Below are 18,856 nucleotides of genomic sequence, written 5' to 3'. Positions count from 1 at the left end.
GGCACGGGCCGCACAATGAAAAAAAGCCAACCGCATGCGGTTGGCTTTTTCTTTACTGCAAATTCTTGGTAGGCCGTGCGGGATTCGAACCTGCGACCAACGGATTAAAAGTCCGCTGCTCTACCAGCTGAGCTAACGACCCAAGGGCGGCTATTATGACGGCAGCAAGCTAGTTTGGCAATAGCGAATTTGGCCGCGGAATATTCCCCCACTTTCGTGCCCCGATTTTTTCCTCGATATTCGTACTGCCCGCCCGACCACGACTCTTGAAATGTGACACATTGCCGCTGGACCGCGTGTCCAGTTTGGCTGGATTACCTACCCTGCCGGCGCAGGTCAGCTATCCATCCTGAGTTGCCCTGCAATACCACTGCACAAAGGCATTAAATTGGTATGGTCTGCCAAAGCAAGTCTCTACGGGGCCAACCGCCCCGGAAATGTGCTTGGAGAGGCTACTGGTATGCCCAGCTTAATGACTTGATAAAACCACTTGACTGGCCATGGTTAGACTTGCATTCTGGCAACATCACTGATTTGTTTTTTTGGAAACCGCGCGATATCGCAGTGAACGCCACGCCTGGAGCACCGGTACTTGACCTGCCGTCCGCTCGTTTTTGATATATCAACACCTTGAATATGGAGTCAGCTTTGAATCGAACTCTCATGAACACGCTTGTCGCTGGACTGATGGGGGGCTCGCTCCTCGCCTGCGGCGGTGGCGACCCGTCCTCGCCAGCGAGCACAACTGCATTGCTCGCTACTACAGCTGTATGTTATGCCCCCTGGTCGCCTGCCACCGCCTACAGTGGCGGCGCGACGGTGAGCTACAACGGCGTTAATTACAGGGCCGCGTATTGGACGCAAGGCAGCAATCCATCGACCAATAGTGGTCCCGTTAACAGTGGCCAGCCGTGGATCACCGATTCTGTTTGCGGTGGCGGCACTACGCCGACGCCGACTCCCGACCCGGGAGGCAGTTTTGCCGGCCTGTCAAAAGCTCAGTTCGAATCATGGTTCCCGAGCCGCAGTTCGTTCTACCAATACGCCGACTTCGTCGCTGCAGCAGCGTACTATCCAAGCTTTGCCAAGTCGGGCAACGCTACCCTGGACAAGCAGGAAGTGGCCGCCTTCTTCGCCAACCTGCAGCACGAGTCGGACAACCTGAAGGCAGTCAGGGAATACAACACCGCCAACTGGCCCTTGTACTGCGATGTGAACTGGGTACAAGTCCCCTGCAAGAGCAATAACGTGGGCGACCAGTATTTCGGTCGTGGCCCGATCCAAATCAGCTGGACCTCAAATTACCGCAGTCTGGGCAACGCCATGGGGCTGGGCGAGCAACTGGTGAACAATCCGGAATTGTTGGCCACCAACGCCACCATCGCGTGGAGAAGTGCGATCTGGTACTGGATGACCCAACCTGGCCGCGCCGGGAGGTCGGCGCATGATTCGATGGTCGGCGGATACGGTTTCGGCCAGACCATCAATGCCATTAACGGCAATCGCGAATGCGTAGGCGGCACTGCGTATCAGGGGCCGGCCCAGATGCAGACCCGGGTGAATTACTACACGACCTTCACCCAGAACCTGGGCGTACCCACCGGTCCTAATCTGAGTTGCTGATAGGCACGGACTGAAGCGCAGGCCTGAACGCAAAAAGCCCACGAAGCGAAATTCGTGGGCTTTTTTTTTACTGCGTATTCTTGGTAGGCCGTGCGGGATTCGAACCTGCGACCAACGGATTAAAAGTCCGCTGCTCTACCAGCTGAGCTAACGACCCAAGGGGCCGCATTATGCAGGCTGGCGGGCGTTTTGGGAAGGGCTGGGCGGGCAGGCGGATGAAATTTTCCTTGCCTATCGGCCGGACTATGATTAATATAGGTAGGTAGCCTATCTATTTAAGTGATCCCATGTCCGACCATCTACTATCCGATACACCGATCCCGGAACGCGCGCTGGCGCTGTCCGATGAGTTGCGGCTGGCCTTCAAGGGCTTGCTGCGTTCCATGCAGCGAGAGGGGGGCGATATGGCTTCCAACGTGTCGCTGATGCAATACATGCTGCTGGGGCTGATCCATGAACAGCCCGGCATCGGCGTGGCGGCCCTGGCGCGGGTGCAGAATGTGCGCGGGCCTACCGTCAGTGCGCAGGTCAAGTCGCTGGAAGAGGCGGGGCTGGTCGAGCGCAGCGCGCCCGATCCGCAAGACCGCCGCCGTTCTGGTTTGCAAGTGTCAAGCGAAGGCTTGCGCGTGATCGAGAGCTTGCGCGCGCGGCGCCGTGATGCGCTGGCGCGGCGCATTGCCCGCTTGTCGCCGCAAAAGATGGATGCGCTGGCCGCCGCCATGCAAGCACTTCTTGAGATTGGACAATCATGAGCAAGCAACAACATGTGGGCTCCGCAGAGCCCGTCACGCCGCGCGAAGTACGCGCCGTCTTTTTTGGCTTGATGGCCGTGCTGGGCCTGGGCGCCCTGGACCAGAGCATTGTTGCCACGGCCTTGCCGCGCATCGTCAGCGACCTGGGCGGCATGGCGCATTTGTCCTGGGTAGTTACGGCCTATGTGCTGGCCTCGACGGCCACCATGCCCCTGTATGGCAAGTTGGCCGATCAATATGGCCGCCGCCCCATGATTTTTACCGCCTTGATCACCTTTCTGCTGGGCTCGGCCTTGTGCGGGCTGGCGCAAGACATGACGCAGCTGATTATCTTCCGCGCGATCCAGGGCCTGGGTGCGGGCGGCTTCATGCCTTTGGCGCAAATCATCATCGGCGACCTGGTGCCGCCCGGTGAGCGTGGCAAGCGCCAGGGCATGGTGCCCATCGTGTTTGCCGTCACCAGCGTGCTGGGGCCCGTGCTGGGTGGCGTGATTACCGACGCCTTGTCGTGGCACTGGATCTTTTATGTGAACCTGCCGATCGGCGCCGTGGCTTTTTTCATCATTGCGCGCGCCATGCGCAAGCCGGTGCGCATGCATGCACACAAGATTGATTATCTGGGCTCGTTCTTGCTGGTAGGCGCCATCACGGCTGCCTTGCTGGTGCTGGCGCTGGGTGGCACGGAGTGGCCGTGGGATGCGATGGAAATCAAGGTCTGTATCGCGATTGCGCTGGTGATGGGCGGCTGGCTGGCCGTGCATGTCGGGCGCGTCGATGAACCGGTGCTGCCGCCAGACCTGTTCGAGAACCGCACCTTCAATATTGCCAGCCTGGTGATGGCGATGACCTTCATGGGCCTGATGGGCGCCAGCGTGTTTTTCCCGCTGTTCTTCCAGCTGGTGATGGGGACCAGTCCGGCCGAATCGGGCGTGATGACGGTGGCCATGATGGTGGGCCTGGTGCTGTCGTCCACGCTCAATGGCCGCGTGCTGGCGCGCTCGGGCAAATACAAGCTGGCGCAGGTGGCGGGCTTGGGCGTGGCGGCGCTGTCGTTTGCCGTGCTGGCCTGGGCCATGGAAACGGCGCAAGGCTATTGGGTGATCGAGCCAGCCATCTTTTTCCTGGGGATGGGGCTGGGCATGGTGATGCCGAACATGACGATCGCCGTGCAGAATGCCTTGCCACTGGCGCGGCGCGGCGTGGGGACAGCTTTGCTGGCCTTCTTCCGTTCGCTGGGAGGCTTGCTGGGCGTAACCGGTTCCGGCGCCATCCTCGCGCATCAGCTGCATGCGCATGGCGTGCAAGCCGTATCCATCCTGGGGGCGCATGCGGCGCAGGCGCAGACGGTGGAAGTATATCGCCACGCGATTGCCAGCGTGTTTGGCGCTGGCGCCGTGCTCTTGCTGCTGGGCTTGGTGGTGCTGCTGTTCTTGCCGGAACTGCCTTTGGAAGGCCATCCTGCCAATGCGAAAAAGCCGGCAGCCCCGGTGGATGCAGAGTTAATCTAACGGTAACTTGCAAATGTTAACGATTCTCATTTAATCTATTGGGCTGAGGCCCGGGTCATCTTGATCTGGCCGTCTTTCCCATAAAGGTTGTTATGAAATCGAGCGTGTTTGTTGCTGCTCCAGCTGCAGGAGTGAGCCGATGATGTGGGCTGGAATCGTCCTTGCATGGCTGTCTGCTGCCTGTCTGTATCTTGCTTCGCCACATCAATCACTTTGGCTTGCCGCCGGTACCCAGCTGCGGCTGCGGCTGCGGCGCGTCAGCGCCACCGTGGCTGCTATCGCCTCGGTCTGGTTGGCAGCTATCGATTGCGGTGTGGCGTGCGCCTTCTTCATCGTGCTGTCTGCCTTTATGCTGGCGCTGGTTGCCCTGCCTTATCTAGACGCCTGGCGCAAGGTTCGCCATGTGGGGTAAAACGTTCGCCGCTATCTTGCTGGGCTTGCCGCTGGCCGTCGCCCTGATCGGCCTGGCCGCCTTGCTCAGCAGTGACCAGGCCCGCCATACCTTGCCGTGGCTACTCATGTTTTTCCCCGTGTGGATAGGTGTGATGAGCATCGCCTTTTTGTTCCGCAGCGGCGCGCGCGCCTGGCTATGGCTGGGCAGCGCCTGTCTGCTGGCCTACGCCGTGCTGTATGGTTTGAAGGCCAGCGGCCTGGTAAGGATTGCGGCATGAAATCGTCGACCTTGCGCAGTTTTATCGCCGTCCACACCTGGGTCGGCCTGATCGCCGGCTTTGCCCTGTTTATCGCCTTTTATGCGGGCGCGATCACGGTATTCAACAAGCAATTGCATGTCTGGGAAACCCATAGCGCCAAGAAAGAACCACCGCAATCGCTGGCCCAGGCTCAACCGCTGATCGATGCGGTGCTGGCTGCGCACCCGCAAGCCCGGGACGGTTTTTCCGTGAAGCTGCCCAGCGAGTACGAACCCAGTCTGTTGCTGGACTGGGATGAGCACAAGCCCGATGGCAGCGTGGCCGAGCACAACTTCAAGCTGGCGCCCGATGGCAGCCTGATCGACGTAAAGCCTGAATCGGAGCTGTCGCATTTCCTGGTGCGCCTGCATTACACGGCCGGGCTGCCGACCCAGCTGGGCACCTATTTGCTGGGCCTGGTATGCGTGCTGTACGGACTGGCGCTGGTCAGTGGCGTGGTGATTTATGCGCCATCGTTCTTCAAGGATCTGTTTGCGCTGCGCATAGGCAAGAACCTCAAACGGCTATGGCAAGACGCGCACAATGCCGTCGGTATATTGTCCTTGCCCTTCCACATCATGTTTGCCTGGAGCAGCGCGATCCTGACCTTGGGGCTCTTGCTGATGGCGCCGTTCCAGTTCCTGGTGTTCGATGGCAAGCTGCTCAACCTGGTGCAGCCCGACATCTTTATCAGCAAGCCCGTCGCGGCCGCTGGCGTAAAAGCGCCGTTGTTGCCGGTGCAAGACTTGCTCGACATCGCCGTGCGCCAGGTGCCAGGCATGCAGATGACGTATCTGCGCTACAAGCATGCCGGCGATGTGCATGGGGTGGTCGAAGTGTATGGCGATGTTGACCAGCGTACCTTGACGGGCAACGCGGCCGTGGTGCTGGGCACCAGCGATGGCAAGGTCGAGCGGGTGCTGTCGCCTAGTGGATTCAGCCCTGGCACCATGTTTTTGCGCGGCTTGACGAGTTTGCATTACGGCGATTTTGGCCATGCCGCCGTGCTGTGGATTTATTTTGTACTGGGCATGGCGGGCGCCTTTTTGTTCTACAGCGGCAATTTGTTGTGGATCGAATCGCGCCGCAAGCACCGCTTGCGCGAACAGCCGCGCAACACACGCTGGATGGCGCAAGGCACCTTGGGCATATGCCTCGGTTGCGTGGCCGGTATCGCGGCCTTGTTCCTGGTGAATAAACTGGCGCCTGCCGGCCCGGACGGATTGGCAGCGTGGGAAGAGCGTACTTATTATGCGGTGTTTTTCGCGTCCATCGTCTGGGCCTTTATGCGCCCACCGGCGCGTGCGGCGCATGAATTGCTGATGCTGTGCTCGGTATTGTCGCTGTTGCTGCCATTTGCCCAGTGGTATGCGGGCGGTGTCAATCCGCTGCTGTCGGCCTGGCGCGGCGAGACGGTGATCGTGGTCGTCGACCTGATGGCGCTGCTGTTTGCCTGGATCTACTGGTCCATGGCGCGCGCCGTGCTACACCGTGGCTTGCAGGGTGATCCGCACAGCGTATGGTCCTTGCAAGCCTTGCCGGGCTGATGCGTGATGGAAGAGCCGGGCAGGCTCTTCCTTGGTTTATCAGTAGCGTTCCAGCCAGTGCGCGTATTGCGCAGGCAAGGTCCACGAAGGGCGTTCCACGCCCAATTCCTTGGCGGCGGCGTATGGCCAGTGCGGGTTGGCCAGGTGCGAACGGCCGACCATTACCAGATCGAGCTGGCCATCCTTGACTGCCTGTTCAGCGATGGCTGGCGTGCCGAAACCCCAGGCCGAGGACACCGGGATACCTGCTTCGCGGCGCACCCGTTCGGCGATGGGCGCCAGGAAGGGCGTGCCCCATGGAATGGCTGCGCCAGGAATCGAAAAGCCCACGCTGACGCTGAGCATATCGAGGCCGGCTGCCTTGAAGTCGCGCACCAGGCCGATCGATTCGAGCAAGGTGGCTTCATCGCGGCCATCGTATTCGATCACGCCAAAACGCACGGTCAGCGGCAGGCTTTCCGGCCATACCTCGCGTACGGCTTTTAATGTTTCCAGCAGGAAGCGGGCACGGTTTTCCACGCTGCCGCCATAGACATCGTCGCGCTGGTTTGAATGGGCGGAAAAGAAACTTTGTCCCAGATAGCCGTGGGCAAAATGCAGTTCCAGCCATTCGAAGCCCACTTCACGCGCGCGCAGGGCGGCGTCAACGAAATCCTGGCGTACGCGGGCGATATCGTCCAGGCTCATGGCGCGTGGTGTTTTCGGCAGGCCGGCGCCAAAGGCGATGGCCGATGGTGCGATGGTCGGCCAGGCGCGTGCATCACCGTCGGCGATATGGTCGTCGCCTTCCCAAGGACGGTTGGAGCTGGCCTTACGGCCTGCATGGCCGATCTGGATGCCGGGCACCGAACCGGCTGCCTTGATCGCCTTGACCATGGGGCCAAACGCTTGCGCCAGATCATCATTCCAGATGCCGGTGCAGCCTGGCGTGATACGGCCTTCAGGCGACACGGCCGTTGCTTCGACGATCACCAGTCCCGCGCCGCCGCGCGCCAGTGTTGCATAGTGCGACAAATGCCAATCGTTGGCCTTGCCATCGACAGCCATGTATTGGCACATCGGCGGCACGGCGATACGGTTGCGCAGGGTAATATCTTTGAGGGTAAAGGGCTGGAAGAGGGCGGACATGGTGGCCTTGGTTCGTAAAAGTGGGGAATAGGGTTAAGTTCCATTGTTCGAATGTATTCGAACAATGGATGGAGTATAGCTGATGGTGTATGATTCTGCACATGCGCCCCCATAAACACCCTCCCGCCAGCGATTTCGTCCTAGAAAGAGTGCTGTATGCCTTGAGCGACTCCATCCGCCTCGACATCGTGCGGCGCCTGGCTGGCGTGGAAGCAGCCACTTGTGGTGAGCTCGACGGCGGCCGGCCCAAGTCCACTGTCTCGCACCACTTCAAGGTCTTGCGCGAATCTGGCCTCGTTTTCACGGAAAATAGCGGCACCATCCACATGAACTCGCTGCGCCGGATCGATATCGACGCGCGCTTTCCCGGCTTGCTCGACGCCATCCTGGCGCAGCATCCGGTGTCTGTCTTCGAAGCTGCGACACCCGCCAAATAGGCTGCGGAGCGACCTTATCCTTCAAGCTCGGCTATCATATCGGCCGGTCGGCAAAATCATCAGCAAGTCGCTTGCTCAGGATTGTGTTGTTGAAATATAGCTGTGTAGCAAAGGTTGGGCATGAAGGCAGTGGCAAGTGGAGTAGCGGAGGTAGCCGTGCGCGCGCAGTTTGGCTGGATTAATGTCTTGAAGGCAGGCGCGGCGCAGTTGATCGTGCTGCACCATCTGGCGTTTTACGGCCCCATGTCCGATCACGTGCGGCGCATGCTGCCTGCCTTGCTCGACTGGCTGGGCGGCAGCGCCCGCATCGCCGTGCAAGTCTTTCTCGTCATCAGCGGTTTCCTGGTCGCCAAATCCCTCTCGCCGGCCGGCTTGCCCGGCCTGGCCTCGCCATTGCGCGCCATCGGCCGGCGTTATGCCAAGCTGGCGCCGCCGTTTATGGCGGCAACCTTGCTGGCCGCCGCCGCATCGATTTTGGCGGCCAACTGGATGACCCACGATTCGATTTCAGCTCCCGCCACGCTGGACCAGCTGGGCGCCCACGCGCTGCTGCTGCACGGCGTGCTCGGCTACGAATCGCTGTCGGCCGGCGCCTGGTATGTGGCCATCGATTTCCAGCTGTATGCGCTGACGGCCTTGTTGTTATGGCTGGGCGGCCATGTGGCGGGCAAGCGCAGCGCACCCTGGCTGATGCCGCTGGTGGTGACCCTGGGCATAACTGTCTCCCTGTTGCACTTCAACCTCGATGCCAGCTGGGACAACTGGGCGCCATATTTCTTTGGCAGTTATGGCCTGGGCATGCTGGCCTGGTGGGCCAGCGACGTGCGCCGCAAGGCTGGCGCCATGACGGTCTTGCTGATCATGATTACCGTCCCGGCCGTGCTGGCGCTGGCCATCAACTTCCGTAGCCGCATCGCGCTGGCCTTGCTGGTCGCCTGCGTCCTGTTCCTGTTTGGCCGCTCGCGCACCCCGGCTCAAGGTCAAACCTGGTCGGTGGTCAACCGCCTGGGCCAGATATCGTATTCCGTGTTCCTGATCCACTTCCCCGTCTGCCTGCTGGTCAACGCCGCCTTTATTCATCTTGTTCCGCTGGAGCCGGAGTGGCAGGCGCTGGGCATGCTGACTGCCTGGGGCGCCAGCCTGGTCTGCGGCGCAGCCTTCCACCGCTGGGTGGAAGTGCCGCTGGGCCGCGCTGTTCAGCTGGCCGTAGAACATTTCATGATGCGGCCGGTGTTTGTGTAGATGTTATGGCGCAGCAGTGATCTGATGCACCATCGCCATGATGGCCGTCATCTGCGGCGCTGACTTCAAGGCATAGTTCGCGCCCGTGTAACCCCACCAATCCCAGCAACCCTCAGGATTGCGCGGCTGCGCAGGGGAGGCAATCGCTTGCGGATACAGCACCAGGATATTGTTGGTGTCGGCCCATTCGTTGATGCCAGCCTGTTGCACGAAAGTATTGCCGATATACGTTTGCCCTTGCTTGCAGCCATGCAAGGCGACGACTACCTTGCACGATTGCGTTGCACAGCTGTCGGGTACATACAGCCAAGCCGTGCTATCCATGCTGATGGCGGCGCAGTTATTGCCTGAACAAAAAGCGTTCTGGTTGATCTGGGCATAACTGCCTTGCGGCGTCGCCGTCGGGGCATGCAGGTTGCCATAGAACATGCTCAAGAAAGTCTGCTCGGCATTCACGTTGCAATTATTCATGAATGGCGCCCCCAGGTGGCCGCAATCACTGGCGGCGTCCGGCGTAATCCACGAGTGCTGTGCTGGCGTCGTATTGTTGTAGACGATATTGCTGGCGCTTGTGTAGTTTTGGTAATAGGTTTGCAGCTGGTCCATCACTTGCTGGGACACCACCGTATCCTTGGTGCCGCTGAACATGTAAATCGGTTTGCCGCCGATATTGCTGGTCGGATCGATCAAGCCGTTGTTTGCCATGCTGTCGGTGTAGGCTGTCAGTGTCGCCAGCGGAATGCCGCCGTTGGCGCAAGCGGTTTTCCAGCTGGATAGCGCATCCTGGTTGCAATAATAAGGATCGCCGGCAAAGATCGCCGCGCCATGGAAACTGGCAGAGTTGGCGACCTGCAATTGCACCGCCATCGCACCGCCGGAGGAAATCCCGGCCACGGTCACGCCGGCGGGATCGGCATGGTAGGCGCCCAGCGAGACCGGTGTTGCCGAAGTGGCGGCAAAACTTTGTCCCTGTACATTCGCGCTGCTCAGTTTGACGTTCAGGCTGGCTGGCGAAAATGCGCTGAGACCTTGCATGCTGGGGGTGACGGTGTAGCTGCCGGCAGCCAGGCCCTTGAAGGCATAACTGCCATCGGCGCCGGATACTGTGGAAACGCCGCTGGCAAGGGTCAAGGTCACGCCGGCCAGTGGCGTATTGGCGCCTGCCAGGGTGACCGTGCCGCTGATGCCAGCCACGGCGGAGGACGACTGCGCCTGGGAGGACTGTTGCGGCAACGCTGCATTGCCACTGCCACCGCCGCAGGCGCTCAGGGTGGCGGCGCAAGCGAGCGCCACTAACAAACGGGAAAATCCGTGCATGAGAATATTTCTTTCAGATCAGTCAGTTGATGAAGTGTTGGCGGGTCAGCCATAGGCGGAACAGTTCGGGCCAGGCTTGCTCTTCGGGCATATCCGTCGCCAGGCCGACGCCATGGGCGCCGTGCGGGAACAGATGGATATCGGCACGGATGCCGGCCGCTTTCAGGGCGTCGCCGAAGATCACGCTGTTTTGTGGATCGATGCGCTGGTCATCCATGCTGACGAAAAGAAATACCGGAGGCGTGTGCGGGCTGACATTGTCCTGGCCGGACAGACGCTGTTCCAGTTGATGCAACTGCGCACCGCGATAGTCTTTCAGTAAGTTCTTGCGTGTATTCGACGTGCCATACACGGCCGGGTCCATGGAAATGACGGGATAGCCGAGACCGAGCGTATCGACCTTGCCGGAACTGCCATCGACCGCGTCGTGCACCGGCAAGCCGAAATCATCGTCCGGATGCAGGGCCAGGGTGGTGGCCAGATGGCCGCCGGCCGAAAAGCCGAACACGCCGATGCGCTTCGGATCGACATGCAGCTCGCGGGCGCGATGGCGTATCAGCTTGAGCGCGCGCTGGCCATCCCACATTGGCACCGGATAACGATACGTGCCGTCAGGCCGTACCAGGCGGTAATACAGCACGAAGGTGGTGATATTCAGGCGGCGCGAAAAATACTCGGCCACCGGCGTTTGTTCTTTCTTGTTCGTCAGGTGGTCGTATCCGCCGCCGGCCAGCAGCAGCATGGCCGGCGCAGCCGGGTCGCCGTTAGCGGCAGGAAATACCCGCAGATAAGGAATATCCTGGCAGGCGTCATCGCCAGCGGCGCCGGGCGCGGGACCATCCCACAGGCGGATTTCGCCGGCGTCGGCGCTGTCGTAGCAATTTTCTGCCGCGGTGCTGGCGGCGGAGTGGTGTGGCCGCGCGATTGCTTGCTGACCGATAGTCAGCGCCAACAGCGACAATAAAACAGTCATTTTACGCATACTAGCCTCTGCCTATGATGAGATGGTGGCCGGATTTTGCAACAAATAGTCACAAACGGTCATATGCTCGGATCATAGGGCTACAGCGCCGGGCTGTAAAATACAATAAAGTCGCCCTCACCATACTTCCTATATATAGCCCGCCCATGGAACTTCGGCATTTGCGTTATTTCGTCACGGTTGCAGAGGAGGGTAACTTCACCCGCGCCGCACTGCGCCTGCATATGCAGCAGCCGCCGCTGAGCCAGCAAATCCGCACGCTCGAAGAAGAGCTGGGGTTCTCGCTGTTCCTGCGCCATCCTAAAGGGGTGGATCTGAGTCCGGCCGGCAAGGTTTATCTGCAGGAAGCGCGCGCCATCCTCGACAAGGTGAAACGGGCAGGGCTGCGTGCGGCGTTGACGGCCTCGGGCATGGAAGGCTTGGTGTCGGTCGGCTTCACCAGTTCCGCCGTGGCGCACCCGCTGATTCCGCAACTATTGCACACCCATCGCGAGCAGCGTCCCCAGGTGGACATCCGCTTTAGCGAGGGCAATGCGGCGACCCTGACCACCGCCGTCGCCAACGGCCGCATCGACCTGGCATTCTTGCGCATGCCGGTCGAACGCCCGTCCGGGCTGTTGTTCCACCGCCTGCTCAACGAGACCATGCTGCTGGTGCTGCCAGCCTGGCATGTCCTGCTGGCGCCGGCAGCCGGACAGGAGCAGATGCCAGAGATTAATCTGTCGGCCTTGCGCGATGAAAAATTCATCCTGGTACGCAAACCCGGCGCGCCCGGCATGTATGCCGCCCTGATTGACGCCTGCCTGGCGGCCGGCTACACGCCGCGCATCGCCGCCGAGGTCGACAATATGCTGACCAACATCAGCCTGGTCGCCGCCGGCGTCGGCATTTCAGTAGCGCCTGCTTCCATGGCCGGCTTCCACGCCCACGCCGTCCGCTATTGCCGTATTGCCGACAACGATGCCGGCTTGCACGCGCCCTTGACCCTGGTCGTGCGTGAAGACAACATGATGCCGGTGGTAGCGCATTTTATTGATGAGGCAAAACGTTTGGCGGGCTTGGCGGAGGATTGCTGAAGTTTATTGTCCGTGCGGGCCAAGGTCGGTTTTACCATGCAGAGCGGGAGGGGTAAATGAATGCGAAATCGCAAAATACAGGCAAAGCCTGGCTTGACCCGGACGATGCGCCTGAACTGACGGACGAGTTTTTTGAACAAGGCGTCTGGAAAGTCGGTGAGAAAGTCGTTCCCCATGCCGAAGCGCAACAGGAAATGGCCCGCCGCCGCGGCCAGCTTAATAACTTGCTCCTGGCTCTCTTGGTTCACGTTGGTGTTAAGACACCGTAGCTTACCGAAGATGTGTCATTTTGGGGCTTTGTGCCAATTTGCCACCACCGTGTTATGCTGGCTTTAGCTATTCACGGCAAAACTATCTTTGAGTAAAGTGAGTAAGTGCCAATTTATTAATAAGTCTGGAGTTTGATATGAGTGCCACACAAGAAAGAGAGCGGATTACTGCTCGTGTTTCGAGTGCAGTTGCTGAAACCTTGAATCAGGCGGCGGAGTTGGCAGGCACGACAATGAATAATTTTGTCGTACAGGCTGCGCTAAAAGAAGCGCAACGGCTTATTGATCGTGAAAAAGCGATCTATATTTCCAGAAATGATGCTGCCATGTTGCTGGACCTGCTAGAGAGTCCGCCAGCGCCAAACGCGGCCCTGACGACAGCTTTCGAGCGTTTCATGAAAGAAAAATATGGCAATCAAAGTAGTAGTGGTGGCACTGGAGAAAGTGCATAAGACCAAAGAGTTTGATTGCGGAACCCCGGAGCTGAATCGCTGGCTTCAAAGTGTCGCCTCACAACACCAAAAGAACGGCATCTCCAGGACATTTGTTCTGCTTGAAAACGGCCAAAACGACAAGATCGCAGGATTCTTTGCCATGGCCATGCGCGGTCTGATTCCTACGGAAGAACTGCCCGAGGAAATACGCAATAAATTGCCCCAGAAAGTGCCTGGTTTTACGTTGGCCCGTCTGGCGGTGTCGAAAGAGCATCAAGGCAAAGGCCTGGGCGCTTACCTCATGATGGAAGCGATGGAGCGCGCTCAGCGCGCCGCTGAGAGTGTAGGTGGTTACGCTCTCTTCGTGGATGCAAAGGATGGCGCTGCGTCGTTCTACGAGAAGTTCGGTTTCCGCCCCTTGCCATCGGACCTGAATACGCTGGTCCTCCCGATGCAGTCCATGCCAAAATTCCCGGCACGAACTTCAGATTGAACATATTCCTGGATGAGTCAGCAAAAACAAAAAAGCCAACCGCGAACGGTTGGCTTCTCTGACGTATTTGGTAGGCCGTGCGGGATTCGAACCTGCGACCAACGGATTAAAAGACCTCGAAGCAGGAGCAATGGCAGGCCCCTCCACCGCATGGCTGACGACTTTCCTACAGAGACTTCCTTTCACCAGCAATCGCATTGCGATTCAGCGTCTTAATTTTGCGTTATCTCGCTGCGCTCGAATTTGACTGAGCTTGATCTTATTGGAGCTGGCCCCGACCAGAGAGCGACCAGACTATCATATTGGCAATGTACACGACACAATGGAGCTTTGTTGTCTCCCGATGTAAATGGAGGGGCACATTGGACAGAGCTTTATCACCGCCCTGTCTGGGCGGTGTGACCGGAGCAGTACCGGAGCCGTTGTCACCATGGCGAAGGACTGGCGTGACTTTCTTGTACTAATTTCTGCACTGTTCGCACAGATCAGGAGATCGTACCTTCGCCCCCGTCCTCGTAGGCGCCGTATTCCTGTCCTACGTCCTTAAGCCTCTTGAGGTCGAGTAACGGGTGGCCGTACAGGAAGCTTGGGCTCTTCACGTCCGCGTCTGTCTGGGGGCGCGAGTGTTCGTGATTGGGGAAGAATGGCACCTCGGGATGATGCGGCGCTGAATCGGCGCGGTATTGCTGGGTACCCTCGCGATCATGGAGCATGTACGAGTAATCGGTGAGCGACCTGATGCGAAGCTTCCAATGCCAACCGGATTTCAATGGAATGGTGAGGAACCAGCCATTTCGCCGCTGTTCGCGGAGATCCACAGTTCCATCCAGTTCCGTCGCGACGCACTCGTGCACGACCGGAACGAGTTCATCGGGTATCGAATCGCGTTTGACGAGGCCGTCCCAGTCGAGTGAAAGATGGAAAATGGACGCCAAGAAATGTAGGACGCTAGGATGTTTTCTCGCGGCTGCGAGGTGTTCCTCGCAGACCGGTAGATAAGCGAGGACCGGGGCGTTCGCTCGGCCCAATGTAGTGGCCGCATACGCGGTTGCTTTTGTTCCGCACCCCACGCATCCTTCTCCGCGCGAGCACATAATAGATTTCGCTACGGTCGTGTTGGCGTGCCTACCGTTGACGAATTCCGTAGGGAGTTCAGTTACCTTTGACTGATATGACACCCACGTGTCGAAGACGGATTTCGACATCTGGGTATCGAGCATCTCGTACAGGATTGTCTCGTCTGCCACTTGCATCCAGGATTGGTCGAGGTAGACGAGGTGGCCGGGCCAAGAAGGGTTTGCGAATCTGTAGGTTCTGACATAGCCGCACGACTCTGTCGCGTCGAAGACGAGCACACCGAATCCGGGGTTCTTCAGCCAGTATTTCCGCTTCGCATGCCGTACGAGCTTGTCCCAAGTCGTCGGCTGGTTTGTCTTGAGATCCAGAGTGAAAGGTAGCCTTTTCTCTAGAAAGTCGAAGTTACTGAACGACATCGCGCAGACGTATGCGTCAACCACTTCGGCGGTTATTTCGTGCTGGGCCAGTTCTTGGAGGGCGGTGTCGATGTTAATCAGAGAGTAGCGGGAGAAGTCGAGTGACATGAGGTCCTTTCAGAATGGAGGCGATTTCCGTGGCGCAGGCGCGGCAATGGAAGGCGGGTATTGTCGCCTTTGCTGACTTGAGGATTCCTGTAGGGGCTTTCAAGGCCATTCAGAAAGGATTTCTTCAAGGCATGCTTAACGTGTCGATATGGCGGCAGCTTAGTGCCGAGAAGTTCGAATCCGTGGCTCTGGGCTCGGCGGATGTTTAGGTCGTGGTATGCGCTAGGCCTAGACAGGTGCATCGAGAAGAGGTGCTTTTGGTGAAGGCCGTTAGGGATGCTTCCGGTCTATCTCCGGTCCGCTCGGATAACGCTTTGCTCAGCGCGGCTCGGATTTGCATCGGACGATATTGCGTAGGGCTCCCTGCACGCATTGCACGGTGGACGGGAGGGCAAGCATTGAGTGCGGTTAGGCGGCACTGCTGCCCGTTTTAGAGCAACTCCGAAGGCACTCCATAGGCGAGTTCACGAGTTAAGGAACGAAAATTGCCTAATGGCTATTTGTAACGATGGTATGGTAGGCTATTGTGGAATTTGTAACTCACCGTCACCGGAATTTGCTTATGGACGCCGAAAAAGAGCTCATCGCGAAGCAAGCGCAGGATTATTACAATCATTCTCCTGTAATTATTTTAGGAAGCGGTGCTTCGGCAGCGTACGGATTGTCTGGGATGGGGGCGCTAGCTACTCACCTTATCGATACTGTGGACGTATCGTCGGAAGACCCAGAGGCGCAGAAATCTTGGTCTAGCTTCTGCGAGCTGTTAAACGACGGCGTAGATTTGGAATCTGCTCTTCATAAGATCACACTTCCGTCAGGAATAACTACGAAGGTTGTGCTTGCCACTTGGGAATTGTTGAATCCGCAGGATTTATCAATATTCCATGATTCGCTTGGGAAACAGGATCTTTTTCCGTTGGGTAAGTTACTGAAGCATTTCTTGGCTAGTACGCAAACTCAGATCAATATCATAACCTCCAACTATGACCGATTAGCTGAGTACGCGTGCGAGCAAGAAAATATTCATCACTACACAGGATTCTCATTCGGCTACAAAAGGCACGCTATTCCCCGCGATCATATCTATTCAAAACGACAGGTGAATATTTGGAAGGTACACGGTTCATTAGATTGGTTTACGGTCGGGAACGATAAGATAGTGTGCCTGGGTAACTCTTCATCCATCATGCCCGGCCTACGCCCTCTGATAGTGACGCCCGGAATTGAGAAATATCGAAATACTCATCGAGAACCCTATAAATCGATTATTCACGAGTCCGACAATGTTCTGGAGGCCGCAAATGCCTATTTGTGTATAGGATTTGGGTTCAATGATGAGCATATTCAAGAAAAATTAATAAATAGATGCGCTAATAATTCGGCTCGCGTTGTTGTAATCACCTACGCTTTGTCGGAATCGGCTAAGTCTTTTTTGTTCAAGGGCAACGTAAGAAATTATCTTGCTATTGAACGTGGCGCGACTGATGAAAGTTCCATCGTATATAGTTCTGGTTTCGATAAGCCGATTTTAATCGACTCTGATGTTTGGAGCCTAGGCGGATTTATGTCACTTTTGATGTGAGGGATTCATGGGAATATTTACGTATAAAGATGAGGACGCACTAGGGCAAGTAGCATCTGTGGATACAGCTACTGTAATCGTAGAAGTGAACGACATTGAGCAACTAAAGCGGCTTCAGGTAAATCGTTTAGCTGTGTTGCAAAGTAGCAAGCCTGGGCAGCACTTGATCGGACTAATCACGCAGGTTACTCGTAAGCGTCAGCAGCCTGCTACTGCGGATACCGAAGAGGAAGCTGAAGAGCTCAATCTTTGTAAAATCTCGTTGATTGGTTCTCTGCTGGACAGGGATGGCCTTAGAACCAACGTATTTCGGCGAACGCTTGAGAGTCTTCCTGAAATTGATGCTAATTGTTTTGCCTTGGAAGGGGAGTTTTTAACAGCCTTCATGCGTGTAGTCTCTCAAGCAGTGGGGGATGCAAGCTCATTTGCCATCGGTAAGTACACCTTGGATGAAAATGCTATAGCCTTCCTAAATGGCAATAAGCTTTTCCAGCGACACGCTTTTATAGGTGGTAGTACTGGCTCGGGAAAATCTTGGACGACAGCAAAAATTATTGAAAAGGTTGCTGATCTGGCTAGTGCAAATGCGATAGTTTTTGATCTGCATGGCGAATACTCTCCACTCGTAGGTAAGGGAATTAGTCACTTCAAAGTTGCAGGCCCAGCTGATGTTGTTGCCAAGAAGACGCTTGCAGATGGAGTTATATATCTTCCTTATTGGCTTTTGTCTTATGAAGCGCTAGTTGCTCTTTTCGTGGATAGAAGTGATCAAAATGCACCAAATCAGGCGATGCTAATGTCGCGTGAAGTCAACAACGCGAAGACCGCATACCTCACTGCTGGCGATCACAAGGAATTATTAGCCGACTTTACTATCGATAGTCCTGTTCCCTTTGCCGTGGAAGCCTTATTGGCTTCTTTGGAGGCGATAAATAATGAGATGGTTCCCGGTGCTAAGGCTGGCTCAGAAAAAATGGGAGAGTTTAACAGTAAGCTAAGCCGAATGATTGCCCGGTTGGAGAATAAGATATCTGACCGCCGATTAGGTTTCCTCTTTCAGGGAGGTGCTGATACGCTGCATTTTGATTGGCTGTCGCATCTCGCCGCCGCCATCTTTGGGAGTACGGCAGAGAAGGGCGCTGGAGGTGTAAAGATAATTGATTTTTCCGAAGTTCCTTCGGATGTGTTGCCGCTCATCGTGTCGCTCGTAGCTAGGTTGGCTTTTGCGATACAGCAATGGACTCCATCGGACCTGCGCCACCCTGTCGCACTTCTTTGTGATGAGGCGCATCTTTATATTCCGAATCGTTCGGATGCGGATGCAAGCGATGATATCTCTATTAGCATTTTTGAGCGTATCGCTAAGGAAGGGCGAAAGTATGGGGTCAGCTTATTGGTAATTAGCCAGCGTCCATCAGAGGTCAATAAGACGATGTTGAGTCAGTGCAGTAATTTCATATCGATGCGTCTTACGAATGCCGATGATCAGGCCGTGATTAAGAAGCTTCTGCCGGATAGTTTAGGCAGTTTTAGCGATATTTTGCCAACACTCGATACTGGGGAAGCGTTGATTGTCGGGGATGCCAGCTTGCTTCCGAGTCGAATTCGCGTCGATGAGCCGTTGGTGAAGCCAAATGGCGGTACGGTAGACTTCTGGACGGATTGGCAGGGACCCGTCGGGGAGAGGCGAATAGATACAGCCATCTTGAATTGGAGAAAGCAGTCGATCTAGTAGGCTCACGGTCACTGGCAGCCAACAAGGTGCTCGCGGCCCTGTGAGCGGAAGTTCGTCCTGGCCGCACAACTGACCAGAGAGCGACCAGAAACAAAAAAGCCCACGAACGTAAATTCGTGGGCTTCCTTGATAATTCTTGGTAGGCCGTGCGGGATTCGAACCTGCGACCAACGGATTAAAAGTCCGCTGCTCTACCAGCTGAGCTAACGACCCAAAAACTTTACAACAACTTCGGTAACACTGTGCACTAAAAAAATGCTTGCTATAACAACTCGCAAGCAAATCATTACTGCGTATTCGTGGTAGGCCGTGCGGGATTCGAACCTGCGACCAACGGATTAAAAGTCCGCTGCTCTACCAGCTGAGCTAACGACCCGAAGAAGAAAGATTATAGGGGGTGCCCGTGATTCTGTCAAACGGGACGGGCAACTTTTTCCC

At 56.9% G+C, this 18,856-nt stretch carries 19 protein-coding genes and 4 tRNA genes; 15 read left to right on the top strand and 8 right to left on the bottom strand.

From position 1 onward, the window contains the following. Positions 1 to 66 precede the first annotated feature (66 nt). Positions 67 to 142: transfer RNA gene (locus HDE75_RS16085), tRNA-Lys, on the bottom strand. Between the two features lie 608 nt (positions 143 to 750). Here HDE75_RS16085 and HDE75_RS16080 point away from each other — a divergent pair. Then, on the top strand, positions 751 to 1,623 hold the full coding sequence (locus HDE75_RS16080) for a glycoside hydrolase family 19 protein (RefSeq protein ID WP_183676746.1): 873 nt from the start codon (positions 751 to 753) through the stop codon (positions 1,621 to 1,623). 81 nt (positions 1,624 to 1,704) lie between these two features. Here HDE75_RS16080 and HDE75_RS16075 read toward each other — a convergent pair. Then, positions 1,705 to 1,780, bottom strand: a tRNA-Lys gene (locus HDE75_RS16075). A 130-nt stretch (positions 1,781 to 1,910) separates the two neighbouring features. Between HDE75_RS16075 and HDE75_RS16070 the strand changes: the two genes are divergently transcribed. The 5 genes from HDE75_RS16070 (at position 1,911) to HDE75_RS16050 (ending at position 6,122) form a co-directional block, all read left to right on the top strand. Next, a complete protein-coding gene (locus HDE75_RS16070; RefSeq protein ID WP_183676747.1) occupies positions 1,911 to 2,375 on the top strand; it encodes a MarR family winged helix-turn-helix transcriptional regulator in 465 nt (154 codons plus the stop codon). Next, a complete protein-coding gene (locus tag HDE75_RS16065) occupies positions 2,372 to 3,883 on the top strand; it encodes an MDR family MFS transporter (protein WP_260174115.1) in 1,512 nt (503 codons plus the stop codon). The genes HDE75_RS16070 and HDE75_RS16065 overlap by 4 nt, the downstream gene beginning before the upstream one ends. 139 nt (positions 3,884 to 4,022) lie before the next feature. Further along, positions 4,023 to 4,295, top strand: a complete 273-nt coding sequence (locus HDE75_RS16060) for a hypothetical protein (RefSeq protein WP_183676748.1) — start codon at positions 4,023 to 4,025, stop codon at positions 4,293 to 4,295. Further along, positions 4,285 to 4,554: a hypothetical protein gene (locus HDE75_RS16055; RefSeq protein ID WP_183676749.1), complete on the top strand. Its 270-nt coding sequence runs from the start codon at positions 4,285 to 4,287 to the stop codon at positions 4,552 to 4,554. Before HDE75_RS16060 ends, HDE75_RS16055 begins: the two co-directional genes overlap by 11 nt. Next, positions 4,551 to 6,122 (top strand): PepSY-associated TM helix domain-containing protein, encoded by a 1,572-nt coding sequence (locus HDE75_RS16050; RefSeq protein ID WP_183676750.1) that lies wholly within the window; start codon positions 4,551 to 4,553, stop codon positions 6,120 to 6,122. The genes HDE75_RS16055 and HDE75_RS16050 overlap by 4 nt, the downstream gene beginning before the upstream one ends. Before the next feature lie 39 nt (positions 6,123 to 6,161). Here the strand turns inward: HDE75_RS16050 and HDE75_RS16045 are convergent, their stop codons facing one another. Continuing rightward, positions 6,162 to 7,250 (bottom strand): NADH:flavin oxidoreductase/NADH oxidase, encoded by a 1,089-nt coding sequence (locus HDE75_RS16045; RefSeq protein WP_183676751.1) that lies wholly within the window; start codon positions 7,248 to 7,250, stop codon positions 6,162 to 6,164. A gap of 101 nt (positions 7,251 to 7,351) precedes the next feature. On the opposite strand from HDE75_RS16045, the gene HDE75_RS16040 reads away from it, so the two are divergent. Together HDE75_RS16040 and HDE75_RS16035 are read left to right on the top strand one after the other, a co-directional pair. Next, positions 7,352 to 7,687 (top strand): ArsR/SmtB family transcription factor, encoded by a 336-nt coding sequence (locus HDE75_RS16040; protein WP_183676752.1) that lies wholly within the window; start codon positions 7,352 to 7,354, stop codon positions 7,685 to 7,687. Positions 7,688 to 7,807: 120 nt separating this feature from the next. Continuing rightward, positions 7,808 to 8,929, top strand: coding sequence for an acyltransferase family protein (locus HDE75_RS16035; protein WP_183676753.1), 1,122 nt, complete (start codon positions 7,808 to 7,810; stop codon positions 8,927 to 8,929). 3 nt (positions 8,930 to 8,932) lie between these two features. Here the strand turns inward: HDE75_RS16035 and HDE75_RS16030 are convergent, their stop codons facing one another. Both HDE75_RS16030 and HDE75_RS16025 read right to left on the bottom strand, forming a co-directional pair. Next, positions 8,933 to 10,246: an extracellular catalytic domain type 2 short-chain-length polyhydroxyalkanoate depolymerase gene (locus HDE75_RS16030; protein WP_183676754.1), complete on the bottom strand. Its 1,314-nt coding sequence runs from the start codon at positions 10,244 to 10,246 to the stop codon at positions 8,933 to 8,935. A gap of 22 nt (positions 10,247 to 10,268) precedes the next feature. Further along, positions 10,269 to 11,228, bottom strand: coding sequence for an alpha/beta hydrolase (locus tag HDE75_RS16025; protein WP_183676755.1), 960 nt, complete (start codon positions 11,226 to 11,228; stop codon positions 10,269 to 10,271). A gap of 146 nt (positions 11,229 to 11,374) precedes the next feature. Between HDE75_RS16025 and HDE75_RS16020 the strand changes: the two genes are divergently transcribed. The 4 genes from HDE75_RS16020 (at position 11,375) to HDE75_RS16005 (ending at position 13,500) form a co-directional block, all read left to right on the top strand. Further along, on the top strand, positions 11,375 to 12,304 hold the full coding sequence (locus tag HDE75_RS16020) for a LysR family transcriptional regulator (protein WP_183676756.1): 930 nt from the start codon (positions 11,375 to 11,377) through the stop codon (positions 12,302 to 12,304). Between the two features lie 56 nt (positions 12,305 to 12,360). Further along, a complete protein-coding gene (locus HDE75_RS16015) occupies positions 12,361 to 12,573 on the top strand; it encodes a hypothetical protein (RefSeq protein WP_183676757.1) in 213 nt (70 codons plus the stop codon). Positions 12,574 to 12,710: 137 nt separating this feature from the next. Further along, positions 12,711 to 13,025, top strand: a complete 315-nt coding sequence (locus HDE75_RS16010; RefSeq protein ID WP_183676758.1) for a type II toxin-antitoxin system TacA family antitoxin — start codon at positions 12,711 to 12,713, stop codon at positions 13,023 to 13,025. Beyond that, positions 12,982 to 13,500 carry a GNAT family N-acetyltransferase gene (locus tag HDE75_RS16005; RefSeq protein ID WP_183676759.1) on the top strand — a complete coding sequence of 173 codons (519 nt, stop codon included), beginning with the start codon at positions 12,982 to 12,984 and terminating at the stop codon, positions 13,498 to 13,500. Before HDE75_RS16010 ends, HDE75_RS16005 begins: the two co-directional genes overlap by 44 nt. A gap of 485 nt (positions 13,501 to 13,985) precedes the next feature. Here HDE75_RS16005 and HDE75_RS16000 read toward each other — a convergent pair whose 3' ends face one another. Then, complete coding sequence (locus tag HDE75_RS16000; protein ID WP_183676760.1) at positions 13,986 to 15,101, bottom strand: toxin-antitoxin system TumE family protein; 1,116 nt, start codon at positions 15,099 to 15,101, stop codon at positions 13,986 to 13,988. Between the two features lie 14 nt (positions 15,102 to 15,115). On the opposite strand from HDE75_RS16000, the gene HDE75_RS15995 reads away from it, so the two are divergent. From HDE75_RS15995 to HDE75_RS15985, 3 genes are all read left to right on the top strand, one after another. Continuing rightward, positions 15,116 to 15,310, top strand: a complete 195-nt coding sequence (locus tag HDE75_RS15995; RefSeq protein WP_183676761.1) for a hypothetical protein — start codon at positions 15,116 to 15,118, stop codon at positions 15,308 to 15,310. A gap of 353 nt (positions 15,311 to 15,663) precedes the next feature. After that, positions 15,664 to 16,683: an SIR2 family protein gene (locus tag HDE75_RS15990; RefSeq protein ID WP_183676762.1), complete on the top strand. Its 1,020-nt coding sequence runs from the start codon at positions 15,664 to 15,666 to the stop codon at positions 16,681 to 16,683. A 7-nt stretch (positions 16,684 to 16,690) separates the two neighbouring features. Continuing rightward, positions 16,691 to 18,415: an ATP-binding protein gene (locus HDE75_RS15985; protein WP_183676763.1), complete on the top strand. Its 1,725-nt coding sequence runs from the start codon at positions 16,691 to 16,693 to the stop codon at positions 18,413 to 18,415. 140 nt (positions 18,416 to 18,555) lie between these two features. Here the strand turns inward: HDE75_RS15985 and HDE75_RS15980 are convergent. Together HDE75_RS15980 and HDE75_RS15975 are read right to left on the bottom strand one after the other, a co-directional pair. Beyond that, positions 18,556 to 18,631 (bottom strand) — tRNA-Lys (locus tag HDE75_RS15980). Positions 18,632 to 18,718: 87 nt separating this feature from the next. Further along, positions 18,719 to 18,794 (bottom strand) — tRNA-Lys (locus HDE75_RS15975). Positions 18,795 to 18,856 lie beyond the last annotated feature (62 nt).

The organism is Janthinobacterium silvisoli (assembly GCF_014200725.1).
Lineage (GTDB): Bacteria > Pseudomonadota > Gammaproteobacteria > Burkholderiales > Burkholderiaceae_D > Janthinobacterium.
This window is presented reverse-complemented; position numbering and strand designations above follow the sequence as displayed.

Excerpts from the sequence above, each read along its gene's own strand:
- HDE75_RS16070 (WP_183676747.1), top strand. The coding sequence starts at position 1,911 with ATGTCCGACCATCTACTATCCGATACACCGATCCCGGAACGCGCGCTG.
- HDE75_RS16065 (WP_260174115.1), top strand. The coding sequence starts at position 2,372 with ATGAGCAAGCAACAACATGTGGGCTCCGCAGAGCCCGTCACGCCGCGC.
- HDE75_RS16060 (WP_183676748.1), top strand. The coding sequence starts at position 4,023 with ATGATGTGGGCTGGAATCGTCCTTGCATGGCTGTCTGCTGCCTGTCTG.
- HDE75_RS16055 (WP_183676749.1), top strand. The coding sequence starts at position 4,285 with ATGTGGGGTAAAACGTTCGCCGCTATCTTGCTGGGCTTGCCGCTGGCC.
- HDE75_RS16050 (WP_183676750.1), top strand. The coding sequence starts at position 4,551 with ATGAAATCGTCGACCTTGCGCAGTTTTATCGCCGTCCACACCTGGGTC.
- HDE75_RS16045 (WP_183676751.1), bottom strand. The coding sequence starts at position 7,250 with ATGTCCGCCCTCTTCCAGCCCTTTACCCTCAAAGATATTACCCTGCGC.
- HDE75_RS16040 (WP_183676752.1), top strand. The coding sequence starts at position 7,352 with ATGCGCCCCCATAAACACCCTCCCGCCAGCGATTTCGTCCTAGAAAGA.
- HDE75_RS16035 (WP_183676753.1), top strand. The coding sequence starts at position 7,808 with ATGAAGGCAGTGGCAAGTGGAGTAGCGGAGGTAGCCGTGCGCGCGCAG.
- HDE75_RS16030 (WP_183676754.1), bottom strand. The coding sequence starts at position 10,246 with ATGCACGGATTTTCCCGTTTGTTAGTGGCGCTCGCTTGCGCCGCCACC.
- HDE75_RS16025 (WP_183676755.1), bottom strand. The coding sequence starts at position 11,228 with ATGCGTAAAATGACTGTTTTATTGTCGCTGTTGGCGCTGACTATCGGT.
- HDE75_RS16020 (WP_183676756.1), top strand. The coding sequence starts at position 11,375 with ATGGAACTTCGGCATTTGCGTTATTTCGTCACGGTTGCAGAGGAGGGT.
- HDE75_RS16015 (WP_183676757.1), top strand. The coding sequence starts at position 12,361 with ATGAATGCGAAATCGCAAAATACAGGCAAAGCCTGGCTTGACCCGGAC.
- HDE75_RS16010 (WP_183676758.1), top strand. The coding sequence starts at position 12,711 with ATGAGTGCCACACAAGAAAGAGAGCGGATTACTGCTCGTGTTTCGAGT.
- HDE75_RS16005 (WP_183676759.1), top strand. The coding sequence starts at position 12,982 with ATGGCAATCAAAGTAGTAGTGGTGGCACTGGAGAAAGTGCATAAGACC.
- HDE75_RS16000 (WP_183676760.1), bottom strand. The coding sequence starts at position 15,101 with ATGTCACTCGACTTCTCCCGCTACTCTCTGATTAACATCGACACCGCC.
- HDE75_RS15995 (WP_183676761.1), top strand. The coding sequence starts at position 15,116 with ATGGAGGCGATTTCCGTGGCGCAGGCGCGGCAATGGAAGGCGGGTATT.
- HDE75_RS15990 (WP_183676762.1), top strand. The coding sequence starts at position 15,664 with ATGGACGCCGAAAAAGAGCTCATCGCGAAGCAAGCGCAGGATTATTAC.
- HDE75_RS15985 (WP_183676763.1), top strand. The coding sequence starts at position 16,691 with ATGGGAATATTTACGTATAAAGATGAGGACGCACTAGGGCAAGTAGCA.